This window comes from Couchioplanes caeruleus (assembly GCF_023499255.1).
Taxonomy (GTDB): Bacteria; Actinomycetota; Actinomycetes; order Mycobacteriales; family Micromonosporaceae; genus Actinoplanes; species Actinoplanes caeruleus_A.
The window spans coordinates 627,571-649,158 of the sequence record NZ_CP092183.1; the positions used below are offsets into that span (position 1 = coordinate 627,571).

Here is a 21,588-nt window from a genome sequence, read left to right on the forward strand (position 1 = left end):
GGTTCGGCATCCTCGGTCCCCTGTCCGTGACCGATGCGGGCCGGGAGGTGGCGATCACCGCCGGTCGGGACCGTACCGTGCTCAGCGTGCTGCTGCTGCACGCCGGCCGGACCGTCGGCGTGGACCAGCTCATCGACGCGGTGTGGGGTGAAGCGCCACCGGCGACGGCCCGCGGCCGGTTGCAGACCTGCGTCTCGCGGCTCCGCCGGCTCCTGCCGCCCGGCGCGATCCTGACGAATTCCGGGTCGGGCGCTGAGCGGACTGGCCGCCTGCGTCGCGGTCTCCGATCCGGCTGCCGGGCGGCGGTACCGGCAGCAGGCGCGGGACATCTTCACGGCGATGGGCGTGCCGGACCACCTCGAGGTGGAGCGGCGGCTGAACAGTGGCCTGGATCAACTGCGTCGCGGCCGCGGCCGGGGCAGGATGGGATCGTGACGACGACTGACGAGAGCGGATACCGGATCGAGCGCGACACGATGGGTGAGGTCCGGGTGCCGGCCGATGCCCTGTGGCGGGCGCAGACGCAGCGCGCCGTGGAGAATTTTCCGATTTCCGGGCGGGGGCTGGAGTCCTCGCACATCCGGGCGCTGGCCCGGATCAAGGGTGCTGCCGCACAGGTCAACGCGGCCCTGGGGGTGCTGGACGAGGATCTGGCCAAGGCGATCGTCACGGCCGCGGCGCACGTCGCCGACGGCGGGTACGACGATCAGTTCCCGATCGACGTCTTCCAGACCGGCTCCGGCACGTCGTCGAACATGAACGCCAACGAGGTGATCGCCACCCTCGCGTCGCGGGAGCTGGGCCGGCCGGTCCACCCCAACGACCACGTGAACGCGTCGCAGTCCAGCAACGACGTGTTCCCGTCCTCGATCCATCTGGCCGCGACCGAGGCGGTCACCTCCGACCTCGTGCCGGCCCTGGAGCACCTCGAGGCCGCGCTGAGCGCCAAGGCGGGGCAGTGGGCCGAGGTCGTCAAGTCCGGCCGTACGCATCTCATGGACGCCACGCCGGTCACCCTGGGTCAGGAATTCTCCGGGTACGCGGCGCAGGTGCGCAACGGCATCGACCGCCTCACCGCCACCCTGCCGCGCCTCGCCGAGTTGCCCCTGGGCGGGACCGCCGTGGGCACCGGGGTGAACACCCCGCCCGGGTTCGCCCCGGCGGTGATCGAGCGGCTGCGAGAGTCGACCGGCCTGCCGCTGACCGAGGCGCGTAACCACTTCGAGGCGCAGGGCGCGCGCGACGGCCTGGTCGAGGCGTCCGGGCAGCTGCGGGTCGTCGCGGTCAGCCTCTACAAGATCGTGAACGACATCCGGTGGATGGGCTCCGGTCCCCGCGCCGGCCTGCGTGAGCTGCGCCTCCCCGACCTGCAGCCCGGCTCGTCGATCATGCCGGGCAAGGTCAATCCGGTCGTGCCCGAGTCGGTGCGCCAGGTCGCCGCCCAGGTGATCGGCAACGACGCCGCGGTCGCGTTCGCCGGCACCCAGGGTGACTTCGAGCTCAACGTCATGCTTCCGGTGATGGCCCGCAACCTGCTCGAGTCGATCAAGCTGCTGGCCGCCGCGGCCCGGATGCTGGCCGACCGCTGCATCGACGGCCTGGAGGTCAACGAGGAGGTCGTCCGCGGGTACGCCGAGGGCTCGCCGTCGATCGTCACGCCGCTCAACCGCTACCTCGGGTACGACGAGGCGGCCGCGATCGCCAAGCAGGCCCTCAAGGAAGACAAGACCATCCGGGCGGTTGTCATCGAACGCGGACATGTCGCCAACGGCACGCTGACCGAGGAACAGCTGGACACGGCCCTCGACGTGCTCCGGATGACCCGGCCCTGACCGGCCGTCGGCAGAAGGCGGCGATCGGGCCTTGTGAATGATCGTCGTCTTCGATGGAATGCGGGCATGAGAAGACGCCTGACGGCCGGGGCCGTCGCCACCGCGACGAGCCTCGCCGCATTCCTTGTCGGTGTGCCGGGCACGCCGGCCGCCGCCGCCACCGCCATCGAGTACACCGTCGTGGCCGACGACGGCGTCTCCACCGCCGATGCCATCGCGGCCATCACCGCCGCGGGCGGCACGGTGGTCTCCACCAACACGGCCGTGGGCACGTACAAGGTGTCGTCCGCCGCCGCCGACTTCAAGATCCGGGCTGCGAAGTCGGACGCGCTGATCGGTGCGTCCGCCAACCGGCCGGTCGGGTACGCGCCGCGCACCTCGCCCGCCGTCGAGCAGCCGGTGACCGAGTCGCTGCGCGGCCGCGGCCCGGCCGGGGCGCCCGCCGCCGACCCGCTGGACGACAAGCTGTGGGGCCTGAAGATGGTCAAGGCCGACAAGGCCCGGGCCATCGAGAAGGGCGAGCGCGGCGTGACCGTGGGCGTCCTCGACACCGGCCTCGACGCGTCCAACCCGGACCTCGCGCCCAACTTCAGCAGCCGTCTCTCCCGGGTGTTCGCGCCGGACATGGTGGACATCGACGGCCCGTGCGAGGCCGAGGGCTGCGTCGACCCGGTCGGCACCGACGACGACGGCCACGGCACCCACGTGGCCGGGACCATCGCCGCCGCCGCCAACGGCACCGGCGTGTCCGGCGTCGCGCCGAACGTCACGCTGGTCGAGCTCAAGGGCGGCCAGGACTCCGGCTACTTCTTCCTCGACCCGGTGGTCAACGCGCTGACGTACGCCGGCGACGCCGGCCTCGACGTGATCAACATGTCGTTCTACGTCGACCCGTGGCTCTACAACTGCACGTCGAACCCGGCCGACGCCCCCGAGGCGCAGGCCGAGCAGCGGGCGATCATCACCGGCATGAAGCGGGCCCTGAACTACGCGCACAGCCACGGGGTCACGCTGGTCGGCGCGCTGGGCAACCAGCACGACAACCTGAACGACCCGCAGGAGGACACGACCAGCCCGGACTACGGCGGCGACCCGTACGACCGGCCGATCGACAACCGCACCTGCTTCTCGCTGCCCACGGAGGGCCCGCACGTCATCGGCGTCTCGGCGGTCGGCCCGTCGAAGTCGAAGTCGCAGTACTCGAACTACGGCACCGAGCAGGTCGGCGTGGCCGCACCGGGCGGCTTCACGCGGGACTTCTTCGGCACGCCGCAGTACAACTCGGCGGCCAACAACATCCTGTCCTCGTACCCGTTGAAGGTCCTGCAGGAGAAGGGCACGGTCGACGCGGCCGGCAACCCGCTGAGCCCGACGGTCTTCAAGGACTGCACCGCCGACGGCAAGTGCGGCTACTACACGTACCTGGCCGGCACGTCGATGGCCTCGCCGCACGCCGCCGGCGTCGCCGCGCTGATCGTCAGCAAGTACGGCCACCGCGACTGGTGGCGGGGCGGCCTGACCATGAACCCCGACCTGGTCGAGGCGCAGCTCTACCGTACGGCCGAGAAGACCGCGTGCCCCGAGCCGCGGCTGCGCAGCTACGCGAACGAGGGCTATGGGCCCGAGTTCGACGCGTACTGCGCGGGTCCGAAGGTGTTCAACGGCTTCTACGGGCACGGCATCGTCGACGCGTACAAGGCGGTCGGCGGCCGCTGATCCGGCCTGTGGACAAAGCTGTGGACAACCGCCCCGCCCGGTCCCCCGGGCGGGGCGGTTTTCTGCTTCCGGCGGCCGGTACCCTTGTACGGTGACGATGAGGCTGCATGACACCGCGACCCGATCCGTCCGCGACTTCGTTCCGAAGACGCCCGGTCAGGTCGGTGTCTATCTGTGTGGCCTCACCGTGCAGTCGGTGCCGCACATCGGCCACCTGCGCAGCGGCGTCAACTACGACATCCTGCGCCGCTGGCTGGCGCAGTCCGGCTACGAGGTCACGTTCATCCGCAACGTCACCGACGTGGACGACAAGATCCTGGTCAAGTCGCTGGAGACCGGACGGCCGTTCTGGTCGATCGCGTACGCGAACAAGCTCGTCCTCGACGCCGACTACCGGGCGCTCAACGTGCTGCCGCCCACCTACGAGCCGCTCGCGACCGGGCACGTGCCGGAGATGCACGAGCTGATCGCCGAGCTGATCGCGCGCGGGCACGCGTACGAGTCCTCCGAGGGTAACGGCGACGTGTACTTCGACGTGCCGACGTACGCGGACTACGGCGCGCTCTCCGGGCAGAGGCCGGAGGACATGCTGTCGGCCGGCGAGGCGCCCGAGCGCGGCAAGCGCCACCCCGAGGACTTCGCGTTGTGGAAGGGCGTCAAGGCCGACGAGCCCGCCGAGGCATCGTGGCCCTCGCCGTGGGGCGCCGGCCGGCCCGGCTGGCACATCGAGTGCTCCGCGATGGCCCGGCGCTACCTCGGCGACGAGTTCGACATCCACGGCGGCGGGCTCGACCTGACGTTTCCGCACCACGAGAACGAGATCGCCCAGTCCCGCTCGGCCGGGCTGCCGTTCGCCCGCTACTGGGTGCACAACGCGCTGCTCAACCTCGGCGAGGCCAAGATGAGCAAGTCGCTGGGCAACGTCATCGACCTGCAGGCCGTCCGCGACATGGGCATCCGTCCCGTGGAGCTGCGCTACTACATGGGCGTGCCGCACTACCGCTCGCGGATCGACTACTCCGACGACGCGCTGCGCGAGGCGGCCACGGCGTACCGGCGCATCGAGGGCTTCGTGCAGCGGGCCGTCGAAGTGGTGGGCACCGGGCGTCCCAAGGACGTGCCCCCGGCGTTCGCGGCGGCGATGAACGACGACCTCAACACCTCGGCGGCGCTGGCGGTCGTGCACGACACGATCCGCGAGGGCAACACCGCGCTGGCCGCCGGCGACGAGACCGGGGTGCGGGCCGCCCTCACCGAGGTGCGCGCCATGCTCGGGGTGCTCGGGCTCGACCCGCTCGACCCCGCGTGGGGCGGCGGCGAGAGCGGCGGCGAGCTCAAGCCGGTCGTCGACTCGCTGGTCGCGCTCGCGCTGGAGCAGCGGGCGCAGGCCCGCACACGCAAGGACTGGGCGGCCGCCGACTCGGTGCGCGACCAGCTCAAGAACGCGGGAATTCAGGTGGAGGACACTCCGGCCGGGCCGCGCTGGACGGTAGGAGAGCAGCACTGATGCCAGGTAACTCCCGCAACGTGAGCAAGCGCGTCACCTCGAAGAAGGGCGCCTCGGCCGGCTCGGGCGGCAAGAACCGCGCGAGCCTCAAGGGCCGCGGCAAGACCCTGCCCGCCGACGAGCGGCCGTGGCACAAGGGCTACTCGGGCACCGAGAAGCTGCCCGACAAGACCGCCCGTAAGCAGGAGAAGGAACGCCGTGCCGCGGCGGCCGAGGGGCGCGCCCCCAAGGTCGGCGTACCCGGCACCAAGGACACCACCTGGGGTCGCGGCGGCGGTCGTGCCACCGGCCGTCCGGCCCCGCAGCGGGGTGCCCGCATGCAGAGCCGTGGTCCGCGCGTCGCGCCGGGCCGCCGTTCCAACCCCACCAAGGAAGGCCCCGAGCTGCTGCTCGGCCGCAACCCGGTGGTGGAGGCGCTGCGCGCGCTGGTCCCGGCCACCGCGCTGTACGTCGCCCAGGGCATCGACATCGACGACCGGATCACCGAGATCGTCCGTACCGCCGGCGACCGGGGCATCCCGATCCTGGAGATCAGCCGCAACGAGCTCGACCGGATGACCGGCGGGGTGCTGCACCAGGGCGTCGGGCTCCAGGTGCCGCCGTTCGCGTACGAGAACTTCGACGACCTGGTCGCCGCGGCGCTGGAGCAGCCCGCGCCGCTGCTCGTGGCCCTCGACGGGGTCACCGACCCGCGCAACCTCGGCGCCGTGATCCGGTCCGTGGCCGCGTTCGGCGGGCACGGGGTGTTCGTGCCGGAGCGCCGCGCGGCCGGCATCACCGCCACCGCGTGGCGGACCAGCGCCGGTGCGGCCGCCCGCGTCCCGGTCGCCCAGGTGGTCAACCTGACCCGGGCCGTCAAGGCGGCTCAGCAGGCCGGGTTCACGGCGATCGGGCTGGACGCCGACGGCGAGACGGACCTCTACCAGCTCGAGGCGGCCGTGGGCCCGCTGCTCGTGGTGGTGGGCTCCGAGGGCCGCGGCCTGTCCCGCCTGGTCGGGGAGACCTGCGACCTGCGGGTCAGCATCCCGATGGCGTCCACCGTGGAGTCGCTCAACGCGAGCGTCGCCGCGGCGGTCACCCTCGCGGAGGTTTCCCGCCGCCGAACGTACGGCTGAGCCGCCGCGCCGGGGAGTCGTCGTACCGGGCATGTAACGTGACGGGCCGAGTGTCGTCCGGCGCGGAGGGGCAGCTGCATGCTCGGTGTTGACCTGGGCACATCGCACACGGTCGCCATGCTGCGCTGGCCCGACGGCCGGGTGCGCCCGCTGCTCTTCGACGGCCTCCCGCTGCTGCCCTCCGCCGTCCACCGGGACCGCGCCGGCCGCCTGCACGTGGGCCGCGACGCACTCCGCCTCGGGTACGCCGATCCCGCCCGCCTCGAGCCCCACCCGAAGCGGCACGTCGACGCGCCGACCGTCCTCCTCGGCGACGCCGAGGTCCCGGTGCCCGACCTGCTCGCGGCGCTGCTCGAGGCGGTCGCCCGGGAGGCGGTCGCGGCGGCCGGTCAGCTGCCGCCGGCCGTGGTCACCTACCCGGCGGCCTGGGGTGCCCAGCGCCGCCAGGTCCTGACCGACGCGCTGGCCCTCGCCGGCTGGCCGCCGTCCACGCCGCTGGTGCCCGAGCCCGTCGCCGCGGCCCGGTACTTCGCCGAGGTGCTGCGCCGGCCGGTGCCGGTCGGGGCGGCGCTCGCCGTCTTCGACTTCGGCGGCGGCACCCTGGACGTCGCGGTGGTCCGCAACGAGGGCGCCGGCCCCGACGGTCGGGCGCGTTTCGAGGTGGCGGCCTCCGGCGGCCTGGACGACCTCGGTGGCCTCGACATCGACGCCGCGCTGGTGGCGCACCTGGGCACCGAGCTGGAGCGGTCGTACCCCGAAGCCTGGGCCACGCTGCGGGAGCCGGTGACCCTCGCGCAGTGGCGCGCCCGCCGCCAGCTCTGGGACGACGTCCGCGGGGCGAAGGAGATGCTGTCGCGCGCCGGGGAGGCACCCGTGCCGGTGCCCGGTCTGGAGCACGCGCTCCACCTCACCCGCGCCGAGCTGGAGCTGGTCGCGGCCCCGCTGGTCCGGCGCGGTGTGGCGGAGGCGGAGGCGGTGGTCAAGGCGGCCGGGCTGGCGCCGGCCGATCTGGCCGGGCTGTTCCTGGTGGGCGGCTCGTCCCGGGTGCCGCTCGTGGCACGGCTGCTGCACAGCGAGCTGGGCGTCGCGCCGACCGTGATCGAGCAACCGGAGCTCCCGGTCGCCGAGGGTGCGATCCTCGCGGCGCCGGAGCAGCGCGACACTCCGGTCAGCCGGATGCGGGCGGCTGCGGTGCCGCCACAGACCGACACGATGGCCCACCCCTCGCCCGCGGCCGGACCGGGCACCGAGGCCGCCGGCTCGCCGGTGACCGCGACCGAGGCAGCGCCGGCTCCGGCGGTCGGCGGGTCCAGGACCGGCGCCGACGTGGTGGGCGAGGAGCCGAATTACGCCGAGCCGGTCGACCCGTGGGCCACCGGGGAAGCGGCCGCTCTCGCCGCCGCCGGCGGCGCACCCCTGATCCCGCCCGCTTCCGCCGTCCCGGTCTCGCCGATGCCGGGACCATCGCCGGACCAGCCCTGGGCCGCCTCCGCGCCGGAGCAGCCGTGGCTCGCCTCGGTGCACGGCCACCCGGCGCAGCCCGATCCGGCGGGGGAACCCGGCCCGGCGGGGGAGCGCCGGCTGCCGGCGTACAGGAGGAAAGGTCTGTGGCTCATCGCGGCGGCGACCGTTGTCGTCCTCGGGGTCGTCGCGACCGCCGTCGTGCTGCTGTGGCCGGGTTCGCGGGCGCTGGACTACCGGCCGCTGAGCGAGCCGCGGCGCGTCCCGCCGCTCGTGCCGGTGACCTCGTATTTCTCCGCCGCGGGGCTGCGTGACGGGCGGGCCTACTTCGCCTCGGCGGACGACAAGGGGCAGCTGGGGGTCGTCGCCGCCGACGCCGGCACCGGCAAGAAGCTGTGGACCAGCGCGGATGCCGGCACGGCGAGCCGGTGGGAGTTCTTCTTCACGATGCCGCACGCGCTCGTCGCGATCACCGGCACCGACTCCTCGACCGGCGACCGGCGCATGGTGATGCTCGACCCGGGCGGCGGCCGGAAGATGTGGGAGCGTTCGATCTCCTCGGACGACAACGTGCTGTTCGCCGGGGACGTCGCCGTCCTGGTCGACCGGACCGAGAAGCGCGTGCTCGGGCTCAAGGTCCGCGACCGCGGGCGGACCGCGTGGGAGAAGCGGAACCCCACCACCGAGTACGGCCTCGGCACCACCCGGGTCGTCACCGCCACCACGGCCGACGACTTCGCGGGGGCGGCGACCACCGGCGGGGTGCCGTTCGCCGGGCCGACGGACGACGACGAGCGGCTCGTGCAGATCGGGGCGGACCGGTCCGCGCGGGTGCTGGACGCGCGCACCGGCGACGAGGTGGCCGGGCCGCGGCGTAGCGTGGCCGACCCGGACGACCCGATCGTCGCGCACAACGGGCGGCTGATCGTGGCGGAGTCCGGCACCGCCCGGCGCATCGTCGTGTACGACCTGGCGAAGCTCGGCGAGCCGAAGGTGCCGTACACACTGCCGGACAACAGCCGGCTCGAGCACCTGACGGCGTGCGGCGACGACCGGGTCTGCTTCGTCCAGAAGACCGGGTACGACGCCAAGACGGCCCAGGTCGTCGCGGTGGACGTGGCGAAGGGCGGGGTGACGTGGTCGCGTACGGTGCCGGACGCCGACGGCCTGGTGCCGGTGGGCGAGGCGGTGCTGGCGTCGCAGAACACCTCACCCGGGCAGGTGACGCTGCTCGACGACCGCGGCAAGGTGGCGTGGACCCGGGCCGGTACGGCGGGCCGGCTGGACGGCGGCAACGTGCTGCTCTTCTCCAAGGCGCTGTCGACCTCGGCCGACGACCCTGCCCTGTCCGGGGTGCACGTGGGCGACGCCGCGGTGCCGCTGGGCTCGCTGGAGAACGTACGGACGGCGTCGTGCGCCTGGGATCAGAGGAACCTGGCCTGCGCCGCCGAGGAGGACTTCGTCCTGCAGACCTTCGCGTCCTGAGCGACGGAAGACGCCGAGAGACGACCGGGGAGACAACGAGAAGGGCGGCTCCCCGCGGGGAACCGCCCGTTCGTTGCAGCTGACGATCAGATGCGCTCGCCGGTGCCGGCGTTGAACACGTGCACGTTGTTCGCCTGCGGCTTGATGTACACCGTCTCGCCCATGGTCGGCATGCTGCGCCGGTCGGTGCGGACCACGAAGCGCTCCGAGCCGCCGTCCATGGCCGCGTGGCCGTAGACGTTGGCGTCCGAGCCGAGGTCCTCGACCAGGTCCACGACGATCGGCAGGCCGCCCTCGGTCGGGGAGACCATGTCGGTCGCCTCGGGACGGAAGCCGATGGTCACCTTGCCGCCGCCGGACTGCGCGGCGGAGAGCTGCTCGCGGGTCAGCGGCAGGTCCAGCGCGCCGAAGTTGCCGCCCCGCTCGGTCAGCGGCACGGTCTTGATGTTCATGGCCGGGGAGCCGATGAAGCCGGCGACGAAGACGTTGCCGGGGCGGTCGTACAGCTCACGCGGGGTGTCGCACTGCTGCAGCACGCCGTCCAGCATGACCGCCACCCGGTGGCCCATCGTCATGGCCTCGACCTGGTCGTGGGTCACGTAGACGGTGGTGATGCCGAGCTTGGCCTGCAGCGTCGCGATCTGCGAACGGGTCTGGACGCGGAGCTTGGCGTCGAGGTTCGACAGCGGCTCGTCCATGAGGAACACCTGCGGCTCGCGGACGATGGCCCGGCCCATGGCGACACGCTGACGCTGACCACCGGAGAGCGCCTTCGGCTTGCGGGAGAGGTACTCGTCGAGCTGGAGCAGCTGGGCGGCCTCCTTGACCCGGCGGTCGATCTCCGACTTGGGGGTCTTGCGCAGCTTCAGGGCGAACGCCATGTTCTCGTACACCGACATGTGCGGGTAGAGGGCGTAGTTCTGGAAGACCATCGCGATGTCGCGGGACTTCGGGGGCAGGTTCGTGACGTCCTTGCCCTCGATGAGGATGCGACCGCGGTCGACGTCCTCGAGGCCGGCGAGCATGCGCAGGCTGGTGGACTTGCCACAACCCGAGGGGCCGACCAGGACGAGGAACTCGCCGTCGCCGATCTCGAGGTTGAGCTCGTTGACGGCGGGACGGTCGGAGCCCGGGTAGATCCGGGAGGCCTTGTCATAGGTGACGGTAGCCATGGTGAATCGACTTCCTTTCCACCGGCAGGAACGTGCCGGACGATCCGAGTGGAGGAACAGCCATGTGGCGGACCACACGCCTCGCCACCGTAAATGTTTTTTCATGTTCTGCCAAGGTCGCGGCACGGCAACGGGCGTTTCGGCCCGGATGGCGGGAGCCGGTATGCTCGGGCCCACGCCCCTGTAGCTCAGTTGGCCAGAGCACCTGTCTTGTAAACAGGATGTCGTCGGTTCGATTCCGACCGGGGGCTCCACCTTCCCGGCGCCGGGCGCGCTGAAAAGAATTCCCAACCCCTGGGGTTTCGCCATGCGTATCGAGCGCATCACCGACGCCGCGGCCGTCCAGCCGGCCGCGCACCTGTTCGACGGGCCGCTGCTCGCCGACGCGACGGCGAGGTTCCTCGCCGACCGCGGACACCATCTGCTGCTGGCGTACGAGGACGGGCGCCCGGTCGGGATGGTCACCGGCGTGGAGATGACCCACCCCGACAAGGGCACCGAGATGTTCCTGTACGAGCTGGGCGTCGCACCGTACGCGCGGCTCAAGGGCGTCGGTACGGCCCTCGTCGAGGCGCTGGCCGCCATCGCCCGCGAGCGGGGGTGCTACGGCATGTGGGTGGCGACCGAGCAGGACAACGAGGCCGCACAGCGCACGTACCGCAGGGCGGGCGCCAACGAGGAGGAGCCGTTCCTGCTGCTCTCCTGGGATGTGACTCAGGACCGGTCGGAACCCGGCCAGACATAGGGCAGGTCGGTCGGGATGTCGCCGAACAGCGGGCGGTAGAAGTCCGGGTCCTTGCGGACCAGGGCCGAGCGGTGGCTGAGGTGCAGGGCGTCGTCACCGAGCCACGGGGGGAGCTCACCTGCGGCGGCGAGGTCGTCCTGCGCGCGGATCACGGTGAGACCCCGGGCCGCGGCGGCGTCGGCGCGCATCGTCTCCGCCGTCGTGTCCGCCCGGCCGGTGGCGACCCAGACGCCGCACATGTCGAGGCCGTAGCGGACGAGCGCCTCCTCGTAGCCGGTCCACATCTTCACCGCGGGGTGGTGGCGCCAGCCGTACCCGGGCTGGATCAGGCCGCGCAGCACCTGGATGGTCTCGACGCGCTGCTTGCCCAGCCGCTTCTGGTCGAGCGCCCGCGCGCTGGCGACGAAGTCCGGGAAGGGCAGAAAGGTCTGCATGAGGCAATGATCCGCTCGAGGGGGAGGTGGTCCGTGACCGCCCCATGACGCGGGTGCGGGCTGGCTACGATGCGGCCATGGCCGTCGATCCCGCGCGCGACCCGTCCCGGCGATCGTTCGTGTCCCGGCTGCGCGAGGGGCTGCCCCGCAACGGCGACAACCGGCCCCACTTCGTGATCTGCGGCGCGGACGCGCTGGTCTACACGCTCGCCGAGGAGCTGGCCAATGCCGGCCACCGGGTCCGCCTGACCGTGGTCGTGCCGCCGCGGCTGCGCTCCGACGTGCCGGATCTCGCGGCGCTGCGCGGCGTACGCGTCATCCGTGCCGACCGCCTCGACGAGAGCACCTTCCGCTCCGCCGGCTTGGCGGGCGCGGCCGCGCTGGCCCTGGTGATGCCCGACGACGTCGTCAACCTGCACGCGGCGCTGTGCGCGCAGGCGGTCGAGCCGGACCTGCGGCTGGTCATCCGGATGTTCAACTCGGGTCTCGGGTACGGCGTCCGCCGCCTGTTCGCCGACTGCGCCGTCCTCTCCGACGCCGCGATGGCTGCCCCGGCGTTCGTGGCCGCCTCGCTCGGTGAGGTGGCGCCGACCCACGTACGCCTCCCCGGCCGCACGGTCTACGTCGCGCGGCGGGCCGACGTACAGCCGGAGCATGTGATCTGTGCCCTGACCGCCGCGAACGGCGCCGGCCGGGTCGACGTCCTGCCCGCGGACCCCGAGCCGGACGCCGAGCGGCCCGCCGATCTGGTGCTCGCCGAGGCGACGGGCCGGCCGGCCGGTCAGGCGGTGGCCGCCCAGCGCCTGGTCCGGGCGCGCAAGCGACGCCGGCACCCGTTCGTGACGTTCGGCCGCGCGCTGCGGGCGGCGCTGAGCCGCAAGCTCGGCATCGCCGTGATGATCACGCTGGTGGTGACCGCGATCGCCGGTACGGTCCTCGCCCACGCCGACAACGTCGACGGCTTCTGGAAGTCCATGTACGTCACGCTGCTCACCGCGGTCGGCTCGTCCGACGTGGAGGAGAACCGCAACGCGGTGGCGCAGGCCGCCCAGCTCGTCCTGACGATCTCCGGGCTGGCCCTGCTGCCGCTGATCACCGCCGCGGTGGTCGAGGGGATGGTCAACGCCCGGCTGGCGCTGGCGCGCGGCGTCGTCGCGAACCCGCACCAGGACCACATCGTGCTGGTCGGGCTGGGCAGCGTGGGCACCCGGGTGCTGCGCCAGCTCACCGATCTCGGGCTGGAGGTCGTGGCCATCGACCGGCGGGCCGACGCGCGCGGCGCGAAGGTGGCCGAGCAGCTGGGCGTACCGCTGATCGTGGGGGACGCCTCGCTGGAGGAGACCCTGCGGTCGGCGTGGATCGCCACCAGCAAGGCGCTGGTGGTGGTCTCCACCGACGACGTGACCAACCTGCAGGCCGCGCTGAACGCCCGGTCGGTCCGCCCCGACCTGCGCGTGGTGCTGCGCCTCTTCGACGACGACTTCGCCCGCCGCGTGCAGGACGCCTTCAGCATCGACATCTCCCGCAGCGTGTCCCGGCTGGCCGCGCCGGCGTTCGCGGCCGCGATGCTGGACCGCGACGTGCTCGCCACCATCCCGGTCGACCGGCACGCGCTGCTGGTCGCCGACGTCAGGATCCTGCCCGGCTCGCCGCTGGACGGCGCTCCGCTGGAGCGGGCCGACCGGCCGCTGAGCGTACGGGTCATCGGCCTGGTCGCGGCCGGCTCGGAGTGGGTGGACTGGGCGCCCGACCCGCGGCGCGTGCTCATCGCCGGCGACCGGGTCATGGCGGTCGCCCGGCGGGCGGGGCTGCGGGCACTGACCGAGCAGGCCACCCCGCCTCCGGAGCCGCTGCTGCTGGAGCCGGAGCAGACGCCTTAGACGGCGCCGACCTCGACGCCCAGCACGGCCTGCTCATCGGGCTTGTGGGCCAGCACGTCGGTCAGATAGGACTGCACCGCCGGGGCCATTCCCACGTCGCGTCCGGCGCGCTCGGACAGCAGCCACTTGTGCTGGATGATCTGCGAGAAGATCTCCTGCGGCTCGAGCTTGTGGCGCAGGTTGGCGGGGACCGCGCGGACGACCGGTTCGAAGACCTCGGTCAGCCAGCGGTGGGCGGCCTGCTGCTCGTCGACGAGGTCGCTCTCCGCTCGGTACGCGTCGAGGTCGTTGAGCAGCTGCCGGGCCTGGTTCTCCTCGGCGTCGAGCCCGGTCAGGCGCAGCAGCCGGCGCGTGTGGTAGCCCGCGTCGACGACCTTGGGGCGCACCCGGTAGCCGCCGTCCACCGTGGACATGGCTACCTCGGCGACGTCGAAGCCGAGATCGTTGAGGCGGCGGATGCGGCCCTCGATGTCGTGCCGGGCGTCGCGCGGGACCTCCTGCTCGTACGTGACCTCGTGCCACAGCCGCTCGTAGCGCGCCACGATGTCGTCGACCACCGCCTCCGGGTCGATCGCCTCGTGCAGCAGCTCGGCGGCCTGCAGGTCCAGGCACTCGCCGAAGATGTTGAGCCGCAGGATCTCGATGTCCTCGCTGCGCTGCCCCTCGGAGAGCTTGGGGTGCAGGTTCCCGGTCTCGGCGTCCACGAGGTACGCCGCGAAGGCGCCCGCGTCGCGGCGGAACAGCGTGTTGGACAGCGAGCAGTCGCCCCACGAGAAGCCGGTGAGGTGCATCCGCACGATGAGCGCGGCCAGCGCGTCGAGGAGCCGGTTCATCGTCTCGGGGCGCAGCACGTGCGAGAACAGCGCCCGGTACGGCAGCGAGAACTGCAGGTGCCGGGTGATCAGCACGGACTCCAGGGGCTCGCCGTCGGCGTCCGTACGGTCGGTGACGATCGCGACCGCCTTCACGGCCGGGAAGTCGATCCGCTCGAGCGCCCGCAGCAGGTCGTACTCCTTCTCGGCGATCCGTTCCCGGGTCTCCTTCAGGGCGTACACGGTGTCGTTGAGCTTGACGAACCGGACGATGTGCCGCGAGATGCCCTGCGGGAGCGCGACCAGGTGATCCGCCGGCCATTCCTCGAGCGGAACGTGCCACGGAAGGTCCAGCAGCGCGGGGTCGACAAGGGCGGAGGTGATGCGCACGAAGCCAGTGTGCACGCTCCGGTCGGCGCGTCGCTGCCGCACGTGGCTCGTTACACAGAAGCGAGATCGCCCGATTGTTGCTTATGTCGGCGATGTGACGCGAGGGACGGGAGTGGATGTGCGACGTACGGTGAGCATCGTCGCCGGGGCATGCGCCGCCCTGGCACTGGCCGGGTCGGCCGGTGCGGTGGCGTGGCGGTCGAGCGACGAGGGCCGCACGGTCGGCACCTGGCACGAGGGGGCGGGCCCGCTGCGCACCCCCGTCGCGGTCCAGCAGTCCACCACCCACAAGGACGCGGCGGCCCCGCAGCCCTCCGCGTCCCCGGCGGCGGTCAGCAAGCCGGCTGCCGGCAAGGGCTCGGCGATCACCGAGTCGGCCACGCGGCCCGCCGAGGACGGCCGGCAGAAGGTCGGCGAGCTGCTCGGCATCGACAAGCTGCTCGGGTACGGGTCGCCGGAGCGCGAGGTCTTCCGCTACCCGGGCGCGTCGTACGTCAAGCTGCACTTCGGCCGCATGATCATGCTGCCCGGCGACTACCTGACCGTCTCGGACGCCACGGGTCAGGAGTCCTACCGGTACGACGCGCCGAAGCTGCTCGACCCGGCCGCGCCCTCGGACCGGTGGGCCATGTCGATCACCGGTGACACGGCCGTGCTGGAGCTGCACCGCGGCGGCGGTCTGGTCGGCTCGCTGCTCGGCCGGCTGGGCGTACGGGTCGACAAGGTCGCCAAGGGCTTCACGAAGGGCGAGCAGGGGCGGGCGCCCGAGGGGCAGCTGCGCAACCCGAACCGTACGGGCCGCGAGGAGTCGGTCTGCGGCAACGACGAGAGCCGCGACGCCGTCTGCTACCGGTCGGCGGACCCCGTCGCGTACACCCGCTCCAAGGCGGTCGCCCGGCTGCTGATCAACGGCACCGAGCTCTGCACCGGCTGGCGCCTCGGCACGAAGAACCGCATGCTCACCAACAACCACTGCTTCAGCACCTCGGCCGACGCGTACGAGACCGAGGTGTGGTTCAACTACCAGTGCGTACGGTGCGGCGGCTACGACGTGTTCAAGCCGACCAAGGTGTGGGGCGACAAGGTCCTGTCCACCAGCCACGTGTACGACTACACGTTGTTCACCGTCGAGAACTTCGCGGCGGTGCAGAAGTTCGGCAACCTCACGCTGGACACCGCCCGCCCGGTCCGCGGCCAGGAGCTGTACGTCCCGCAGCACCCGGCGGGCGAGCCCACCCGCATCGCCGGGCGCCTCGGCGAGAAGGCCGGCACCTGCTCGGTGACCGACAACGCCTACGACGGGTACGGGCAGAACTCCGACGTCGCCTACTACTGCGACACCGAGGGCGGCTCGAGCGGCAGCCCGGTGCTGTCCCGCAGGACCGACAAGGTGGTGGCCCTGCACCACTTCGGCGGCTGCCCCAACTCCGGTGTCCGCGCCGACCTGCTGTACGCACGGCTGAGGACGTACCTGTAGGGGTTTGCCGGCGACGGTAGCGTGGGCGCATGCAGCAGAGCGCCGTCGACACCCGCCCGGACCAGCGCGTACGCGGCTGGTGGCCGGACGTCGTCCTGCTGGCCGCGTTCGTCGCGCTGACGGTCGCGCTGGCCCGGGGGCACCTGCTCGCCTTGGACGTGCGGGTCGCCGACTGGGTCTCCGACCACCGGCCGGCCCCGCTGTACTGGGTCCTGCGGGTGCTGAACTACCTGGGCCAGGGCGGCCAGGTGCTGATGCCGGTCGCGATCCTGCTCGCCGCGCTGGCGGCCTGGCGGCTGCGCTCGTGGCGGCCGGTGGCGTTGTTCGCGGGCGGGTTCGTGCTGACGTACGTCACGATCGGCCCGCTGAAGATCTGGCTGGACCGGGCCGCGCCGGCGTTCAAGGGGCCGGACCGGGAGATCCTGTTCAACCCGGCCGCCTCCGGCGTGAACGCGATGAGCTATCCCTCCGGGCACGTCGCCAACGCGCTGGCCTGGTATTACGTGATCGCCGTGCTGCTCGGGGTGTTGCTGAGCCGGCCGTTGTCGGCGCGCACGAACCTCGCCCTGCGGGTGCTGCCGCCGGCCATCGTCTTCGTCACGACGACGTACCTGGCGTTCCACTGGATCACCGACTCGGTGGCGGGGCTGCTGCTCGGCCTGATCCTGGCGCGCCTGCTGGCCCGCGTACCGTGGGGCCTCAGCCCTGGATCCACTCCCCGGCCCGCATCACCCGCTTGACCCGCAGGTCCGCGGAGAGCACCACCAGGTCGGCGCGCAGGCCGGCCTCCAGCGCCCCGACCTCGTCGGCGAGGCCCAGCGCCCGCGCAGGCGTGGTGGAGGCCATCGCCGAGGCGGTGGGCAGGTCGAGCCCGGCGCCGACCGCCTGCCGCAGCGCCGCGTCCATGGTCAGCGTGCTGCCGGCGATCGAGCCGTTGCGGGTCAGCCGGGCCACTCCGCCGGCCACCGTCACGTCCTGGCCGCCCAGCTCGTACTGCCCGTCCGGCATCCCGGCGGCATCCATCGCGTCGGTGATCAGCGCGGCCCGGTCCGGCCCGGTGGCGTGCGCCGCGAAGCGCAGCGTGCCGTCGTGCAGGTGGGTGCCGTCGGCGACGAACTCGCAGACCACCAACGGGGAGTCGAGCAGCGCGACGATCGGGCCCGGTTCCCGGTGATGCGCCGGCGGCATGCCGTTGAAGACGTGGGTGCCGACGGTCGCGCCGGCCGCGACACCGGCCAGCGTCTGCTCGTACGTCGCATCGGTGTGCCCGAGCGCGGCGATCACACCCCGCCCGGCGAGGTAGCGGACGGCGTCCAGCGCGCCCGGCAGCTCCGGGGCGATGGTGACCATGCGGATCGCGCCCGTACCCAGCTCGACGAGCGCGGTGAGCTCCTCGATCGACGGATCGCGCAGGAACGCCGGGTTCTGCGCCCCGCAGCGCACCCCGCTCAGGTACGGCCCCTCGAAGTGGATGCCCGCGATAGCCCCGGCGCGCACGAGCGGCAGGTACGCCTCGGTTGCGTCCCGCATCAGCTCGTACGGCGAACTGACCAGGCTGGCGAGCATCGTGGTGGTGCCGTGCCCGAGGTGGAACGCCGCGGCCCGGGCTGCGTCGTCGACGTCGCCGCGGGTGAACGTGTGCCCGCCGCCGCCGTGGCAGTGCAGGTCCACGAAGCCCGGCACGATCACGTCGTCGCCCGCGGGGTCGCCCGCCTCGACCGACAGGATCGTCGGGCCGTCGAGCTCGACGAACCCGGGCACCACCGCGCCCGGCCGGACGACGTGGCCGTGGATCTTCGTCACTGCGTGTTCTCCAGGGAGTCGAGGGCCAGCAGGGCGGCTCCGAGGCAGCCGGCCGTGTCGCCGAGCGCCGCGTGCACGATCCGCGGCACCCGGTGGAAGGTGATCCGGGCCTCCAGCGCCACCCGCAGCGGGGCGAGCAGCGCCTCCCCGGCCTCGGCCAGGCCGCCCCCGAGCACGACGATGCCGGCGTCGTACAGGGCCTGCGCGGTGAGCAGGCCGTCCGCGAACGCCTCCACCGCCTCGGTCCACACCCGGTTGGCCAGGTCCTCGCCGGCGGCCGCGCGGATGGCCACGTCGTGGGCGGTGACCCCGGGAACACCGGAGAGCTCGACGTACCGGCGGCCGACCGCGGAGGCCGACGCGATGGCCTCGAGGCAGCCGCGGCCGCCGCAGTTGCAGGGTGGCCCGCCCGGCCGCACGATGATGTGCCCGACCTCGCCGGCCGCGCCGTGCGCGCCGGAGAACGCCTTGCCGTCGACCACGTGCGCCGCCGCGATGCCGGTGCCGATGGCGATGAACAGCACGTGCCGCTGCTCGCGGCCCGCGCCGAGGCGCGCCTCGGCCATGCCGCCCACGCGGACGTCGTGGCCGAGCACCGCGGGCAGCCCGAGCCGCTGCGACACCAGGTCCTTCAGCGGTACGTCGCGGAAGCCGACGTTGCTGGACCACACGGCCGTGCCGGTCTCCTCGTCGACCACGCCGGGCACCGCCACGCCGGCGGCCACCGGCTCGAGCCCGTCCGCCCGGGCCCGTGCGGCCAGGCCCTCGGCGATGTCGAGGATGTCGGCGGTGACGGCCCCGGGCCCGCGCTGCGGAAGCGTGGGATGCCGTTCGGAGTGGTGCACGGTGCCGTCGCGGCGGACGAGGCCGCACTTCATGCCGGTGCCGCCGACGTCCAGCGCCACCACCACATCCCGGGGTGTCATGGCAGGACGACGGAACGCGTCAGGTTGCGTGGGTGGTCGGGGTCGAGGCCCTGGCTGGTGGCGAGCAGCACCGCGACCCGCTGGGCCACGACGAGGTCGGCCATCGGGTCGAGGCCGGTCCGGCCGCCGCCGCGCCAGCTGCCGAGGGCGGCGTACCCGCCGTTGTAGCGGCTGTGCACGAAGGCCGCGCCGGTCGCCTCGACCTCCTCGCAGAGGCCCGCGGGGATCTCCCCGAACGCCCAGACCACCCGGCCGGGACCGGCGATGGAGATCGGGCCGTGCCGGTAGTCCATGGCCGGGTACGCCTCGGCCCACCAGCCGGCGGCCTCGCGGCACTTGAGCGCCGCCTCCTCGGCCAGGCCGACGGTCCAGCCGCGGCCCAGGAAGGTGATCTGCTCGGCCAGCGCCGGGTGCACCGGCAGCGGCAGCCGTACGGCGACCTCGGCGTCGGCGGCGACGGGCTCGATGTCGAAGTTCAGGTGGGCGCGGACCAGGGCGAGCGCGCTGGTGGCGAAGCGGGTCTGCACCACCGACAGCTCGTCGGCGAAGTCCAGCACGATCGCGTCGTCGGCGTTCGCGACGGCTGGCTCCCGGCCGTCCGCGGTGATCACGGTGGTCCGGGTACGCCCGCGCAGCGCCTCGAGCAGCTCGAGCACCTCGGTGGTGGTGCCGGAGCGGGTGATCGCGATGACCCGGTCGTAGCTGCGGTTGAGCGGGAACTCGGAGGCCTGGAACGCGTCGGTGTCGCCGTGACCCTCGCGCTCGCGGAGGGCCGCGTACGCCTTGGCCATGAACCACGACGTGCCGCAGCCGACCACGGCGACCCGCTCGCCCGGCAGCGGCAGCCCGTCGGAGTCCGCCATCTTCGCCGCCTGCCGCCAGCAGTCCGGCTGACTGGCGATCTCCACCTTGACGTGACTCATGGGTTCCTCATCAGGCCGTTGTGCTGCGCATAAGCGCTCGGTTCTCCGCTCTTTCGAGCGCCATTCTGCGTGGAAGGTCGGCCGCGCCGCAACCATCGCCCCGAGTTCGCGCAGCCACCTTCTTTGCTTCGCGACGTTTCGCGCACTAATGTGCACACTCTTATCACGAAACGAGCAGCGGGGAGGTCGGGTGGACCGGTACGCGCGGTGGAATGCCCTGCTGGAGTTACTGGCGGAGAGCGGCCGCGTCACGGTGGAGGACGCGGCGGACCGCCTCGACGTCTCCCAGGCCACGATCCGCCGCGACTTCGACCAGCTCGCCCAGCAGCAGATGATCACCCGGACCCGGGGCGGGGCGGTCGCCAACGGGGTCTCGTACGACCTGCCGCTGCGCTACAAGAGCGCCAAGCACTCCGCCGAGAAGCAGCGCATCGGCGAGGCGGCCGCCAACCTGGTCGTACCCGGAACCGTCGTCGGCCTCAACGGCGGCACCACGATGACCGAGGTCGCCCGCGCGCTGGCCGTCCGCCCCGACCTCAACACCCGCGGCGACGGCGCCCAGCTCACGGTCGTCACGAACGCCCTCAACATCGCCAACGAGCTGCTCGTCCGCTCCCGCATGAAGATCGTGGTCGCCGGCGGCGTGGTCCGGCCGCAGTCCTTCGAGCTGGTCGGACCGCTCGGCGGGGCGCTGCTCAAGGAGGTCACGCTCGACATCGTGCTGCTCGGCGTGGACGCCCTCGACGTGGAGCTCGGCGCGGCCGCCCACCACGAGGGCGAGGCGGCGATGAACAGCCTGATGGTGGCCCGGGCCAAGCGCGTCGTGGTGATCGCCGACTCGTCGAAGCTGGGCGGCCACGCGTTCGCCCGGATCTGCCCGATCGCCAAGGTCGAGACCCTGGTCACGGACTCGGGCGCGCCGGCCCCGGTGGTTCAGGCCTTCCGCGAGGCCGGCGTGCACGTCGTCGTCGCCTAGAGGTCGTCGCACTCCGGACCGTCGGCCACAGCTCATCGGCCGTCCCGGCACCCCTCTACGGCCGTGGCAGACGGCTGATCTCGCCGGCGACCGACGGCCAGAGCGGGCGGGGGAGGTCGTGGCCCATGCCCGGGTACATGACCAGCCGCGCCCCCGGGATGGCCGCGGCCGTCGCCCGGCCCGCCTTCGGGCGCATCATCACGTCCGCGTCGCCGTGGATCACGAGGGCGGGAATGCGCAGGCCGCCCAGGCTCTTCCGGCGGTCTCCCGACGCCGCGACGGCCGCGCGCTGGCGCAGGCCCGCCTCGGGTTCCGGTGGGTGGCGGTCGTACGCCTCCCGGCCGATCGAGCGCACCAGGTCCTCGTCCAGCGGGTACCCGGGCGAGCCCATCAGCCGGTAGATCGCCACCTCGCGGCCGGCCGCCTCCTCGGCGGAGCGGACCGGCCGGGCCAGCAGCGCAGTCATCGCCCGCAGCACCTTGAGCGGCGGGCGCGTGCCGATGCGGACCGACGGGGTGGAGGACATGGACGTGAGGCTGCGGACCCGGCCGGGGTGGTCGATCGCGACCGTCTGCGCGATCATGCCGCCCATCGACGTGCCGGCGACGTGCGCCGACTCCCAGCCCATCGCGTCGAGGACGGCCACCGCGTCGCCGGCCATGTCCGTCAGCCGGTACGGCGCCGAGGACGGGCGCAGGGCGGCCACCAGCGGTCCCGGCGCGCGTACGCCCGTGAGGTGGGTGGAGAGCCCGGCGTCCCGGTTGTCGAAGCGGACCACCTGGAAGCCCGCCTCGACCAGTTCCGTGCAGAACTCGGCCGGATACATGAGCATCTGCGCGTCGGTGGCGCTGATCAGCAGCAGCGGTTCGCCGCCGGGCGGTCCGAACACCTCATAGGCGATCCGGAGATCCCCGTGCCGGGCCGTTCCGGTCAC

The 21,588-nt window shown here is 72.8% G+C and carries 17 protein-coding genes, 1 tRNA gene and 1 pseudogene; 12 read left to right on the plus strand and 7 right to left on the minus strand.

The annotated features are described in order from the left end of the window. Positions 1 to 77: 77 nt before the first annotated feature. The 6 genes and pseudogenes from COUCH_RS38770 to COUCH_RS02990 all read left to right on the plus strand — a co-directional run. Positions 78 to 233, plus strand: a pseudogene (locus COUCH_RS38770) (AfsR/SARP family transcriptional regulator); the annotation flags it as partial. A gap of 243 nt (positions 234 to 476) precedes the next feature. Continuing rightward, entirely contained in the window at positions 477 to 1,832 is a 1,356-nt protein-coding gene (locus COUCH_RS02970; RefSeq protein ID WP_430640957.1) for a class II fumarate hydratase, read from the plus strand. A 66-nt stretch (positions 1,833 to 1,898) separates the two neighbouring features. Continuing rightward, the gene (locus COUCH_RS02975) at positions 1,899 to 3,548 is read left to right on the plus strand and encodes a S8 family serine peptidase (protein WP_249610569.1); all 1,650 of its coding nucleotides are present in this window, start codon (positions 1,899 to 1,901) and stop codon (positions 3,546 to 3,548) included. Between the two features lie 91 nt (positions 3,549 to 3,639). Then, complete coding sequence (gene cysS, locus COUCH_RS02980) at positions 3,640 to 5,055, plus strand: cysteine--tRNA ligase (protein WP_249610570.1); 1,416 nt, start codon at positions 3,640 to 3,642, stop codon at positions 5,053 to 5,055. Further along, positions 5,055 to 6,170: a 23S rRNA (guanosine(2251)-2'-O)-methyltransferase RlmB gene (gene rlmB / locus COUCH_RS02985; protein WP_249610571.1), complete on the plus strand. Its 1,116-nt coding sequence runs from the start codon at positions 5,055 to 5,057 to the stop codon at positions 6,168 to 6,170. The genes cysS and rlmB overlap by 1 nt, the downstream gene beginning before the upstream one ends. 78 nt (positions 6,171 to 6,248) lie before the next feature. Next, positions 6,249 to 9,116, plus strand: a complete 2,868-nt coding sequence (locus tag COUCH_RS02990) for an Hsp70 family protein (RefSeq protein WP_249610572.1) — start codon at positions 6,249 to 6,251, stop codon at positions 9,114 to 9,116. Between the two features lie 86 nt (positions 9,117 to 9,202). On the opposite strand, the gene COUCH_RS02995 is transcribed toward COUCH_RS02990, so the two are convergent. Then, complete coding sequence (locus tag COUCH_RS02995) at positions 9,203 to 10,288, minus strand: ABC transporter ATP-binding protein (RefSeq protein WP_249610573.1); 1,086 nt, start codon at positions 10,286 to 10,288, stop codon at positions 9,203 to 9,205. A gap of 177 nt (positions 10,289 to 10,465) precedes the next feature. Here COUCH_RS02995 and COUCH_RS03000 point away from each other — a divergent pair. Beyond that, positions 10,466 to 10,542 (plus strand) — tRNA-Thr (locus COUCH_RS03000). A gap of 53 nt (positions 10,543 to 10,595) precedes the next feature. Next, the gene (locus COUCH_RS03005; protein ID WP_249610574.1) at positions 10,596 to 11,033 is read left to right on the plus strand and encodes a GNAT family N-acetyltransferase; all 438 of its coding nucleotides are present in this window, start codon (positions 10,596 to 10,598) and stop codon (positions 11,031 to 11,033) included. Here COUCH_RS03005 and COUCH_RS03010 read toward each other — a convergent pair. Next, positions 11,003 to 11,467 carry an MSMEG_6728 family protein gene (locus tag COUCH_RS03010; protein WP_249610575.1) on the minus strand — a complete coding sequence of 155 codons (465 nt, stop codon included), beginning with the start codon at positions 11,465 to 11,467 and terminating at the stop codon, positions 11,003 to 11,005. The genes COUCH_RS03005 and COUCH_RS03010 overlap by 31 nt on opposite strands. A 77-nt stretch (positions 11,468 to 11,544) precedes the next feature. Between COUCH_RS03010 and COUCH_RS03015 the strand changes: the two genes are divergently transcribed. Then, positions 11,545 to 13,347, plus strand: coding sequence for an NAD-binding protein (locus COUCH_RS03015; protein ID WP_249610576.1), 1,803 nt, complete (start codon positions 11,545 to 11,547; stop codon positions 13,345 to 13,347). On the opposite strand, the gene COUCH_RS03020 is transcribed toward COUCH_RS03015, so the two are convergent. Beyond that, positions 13,344 to 14,549, minus strand: coding sequence for a DUF4032 domain-containing protein (locus tag COUCH_RS03020; protein ID WP_249610577.1), 1,206 nt, complete (start codon positions 14,547 to 14,549; stop codon positions 13,344 to 13,346). The genes COUCH_RS03015 and COUCH_RS03020 overlap by 4 nt on opposite strands. A 118-nt stretch (positions 14,550 to 14,667) precedes the next feature. Here COUCH_RS03020 and COUCH_RS03025 point away from each other — a divergent pair, with 118 nt between their 5' ends. Then, positions 14,668 to 16,026 (plus strand): trypsin-like serine peptidase, encoded by a 1,359-nt coding sequence (locus COUCH_RS03025; RefSeq protein ID WP_249610578.1) that lies wholly within the window; start codon positions 14,668 to 14,670, stop codon positions 16,024 to 16,026. Positions 16,027 to 16,055: 29 nt separating this feature from the next. Further along, positions 16,056 to 16,766 carry a phosphatase PAP2 family protein gene (locus COUCH_RS03030; RefSeq protein WP_249610579.1) on the plus strand — a complete coding sequence of 237 codons (711 nt, stop codon included), beginning with the start codon at positions 16,056 to 16,058 and terminating at the stop codon, positions 16,764 to 16,766. Here COUCH_RS03030 and nagA read toward each other — a convergent pair. Genes nagA through COUCH_RS03045 form a run of 3 tightly spaced genes read right to left on the minus strand, consistent with a single transcriptional unit; the run spans position 16,726 to position 19,678 of the window. Beyond that, positions 16,726 to 17,829, minus strand: a complete 1,104-nt coding sequence (gene nagA / locus COUCH_RS03035; RefSeq protein WP_249610580.1) for an N-acetylglucosamine-6-phosphate deacetylase — start codon at positions 17,827 to 17,829, stop codon at positions 16,726 to 16,728. The two genes, COUCH_RS03030 and nagA, sit on opposite strands and share 41 nt — an antisense overlap. Beyond that, positions 17,826 to 18,755 carry an ROK family protein gene (locus tag COUCH_RS03040; protein WP_249610581.1) on the minus strand — a complete coding sequence of 310 codons (930 nt, stop codon included), beginning with the start codon at positions 18,753 to 18,755 and terminating at the stop codon, positions 17,826 to 17,828. The genes nagA and COUCH_RS03040 overlap by 4 nt, the downstream gene beginning before the upstream one ends. Then, positions 18,752 to 19,678: an SIS domain-containing protein gene (locus COUCH_RS03045; protein ID WP_249610582.1), complete on the minus strand. Its 927-nt coding sequence runs from the start codon at positions 19,676 to 19,678 to the stop codon at positions 18,752 to 18,754. The genes COUCH_RS03040 and COUCH_RS03045 overlap by 4 nt, the downstream gene beginning before the upstream one ends. Positions 19,679 to 19,868: 190 nt before the next feature. On the opposite strand from COUCH_RS03045, the gene COUCH_RS03050 reads away from it, so the two are divergent. Then, entirely contained in the window at positions 19,869 to 20,654 is a 786-nt protein-coding gene (locus COUCH_RS03050; protein ID WP_249610583.1) for a DeoR/GlpR family DNA-binding transcription regulator, read from the plus strand. A 55-nt stretch (positions 20,655 to 20,709) separates the two neighbouring features. Here the strand turns inward: COUCH_RS03050 and COUCH_RS03055 are convergent, their stop codons facing one another. Next, positions 20,710 to 21,588, minus strand: coding sequence for an alpha/beta fold hydrolase (locus tag COUCH_RS03055; protein ID WP_249610584.1), 879 nt, complete (start codon positions 21,586 to 21,588; stop codon positions 20,710 to 20,712).

What these genes read in the sequence shown, in the direction of transcription:
- COUCH_RS03040 (WP_249610581.1), bottom strand. Translation starts at nt 18,755, where the DNA reads ATGACACCCCGGGATGTGGTGGTGGCGCTGGACGTCGGCGGCACCGGC.
- rlmB (WP_249610571.1), top strand. Translation starts at nt 5,055, where the DNA reads ATGCCAGGTAACTCCCGCAACGTGAGCAAGCGCGTCACCTCGAAGAAG.
- COUCH_RS02975 (WP_249610569.1), top strand. Translation starts at nt 1,899, where the DNA reads ATGAGAAGACGCCTGACGGCCGGGGCCGTCGCCACCGCGACGAGCCTC.
- COUCH_RS03015 (WP_249610576.1), top strand. Translation starts at nt 11,545, where the DNA reads ATGGCCGTCGATCCCGCGCGCGACCCGTCCCGGCGATCGTTCGTGTCC.
- COUCH_RS03030 (WP_249610579.1), top strand. Translation starts at nt 16,056, where the DNA reads ATGCAGCAGAGCGCCGTCGACACCCGCCCGGACCAGCGCGTACGCGGC.
- COUCH_RS03010 (WP_249610575.1), bottom strand. Translation starts at nt 11,467, where the DNA reads ATGCAGACCTTTCTGCCCTTCCCGGACTTCGTCGCCAGCGCGCGGGCG.
- COUCH_RS02990 (WP_249610572.1), top strand. Translation starts at nt 6,249, where the DNA reads ATGCTCGGTGTTGACCTGGGCACATCGCACACGGTCGCCATGCTGCGC.
- COUCH_RS02970 (WP_430640957.1), top strand. Translation starts at nt 477, where the DNA reads ATGGGTGAGGTCCGGGTGCCGGCCGATGCCCTGTGGCGGGCGCAGACG.
- COUCH_RS02995 (WP_249610573.1), bottom strand. Translation starts at nt 10,288, where the DNA reads ATGGCTACCGTCACCTATGACAAGGCCTCCCGGATCTACCCGGGCTCC.
- COUCH_RS03045 (WP_249610582.1), bottom strand. Translation starts at nt 19,678, where the DNA reads ATGAGTCACGTCAAGGTGGAGATCGCCAGTCAGCCGGACTGCTGGCGG.
- COUCH_RS03005 (WP_249610574.1), top strand. Translation starts at nt 10,596, where the DNA reads ATGCGTATCGAGCGCATCACCGACGCCGCGGCCGTCCAGCCGGCCGCG.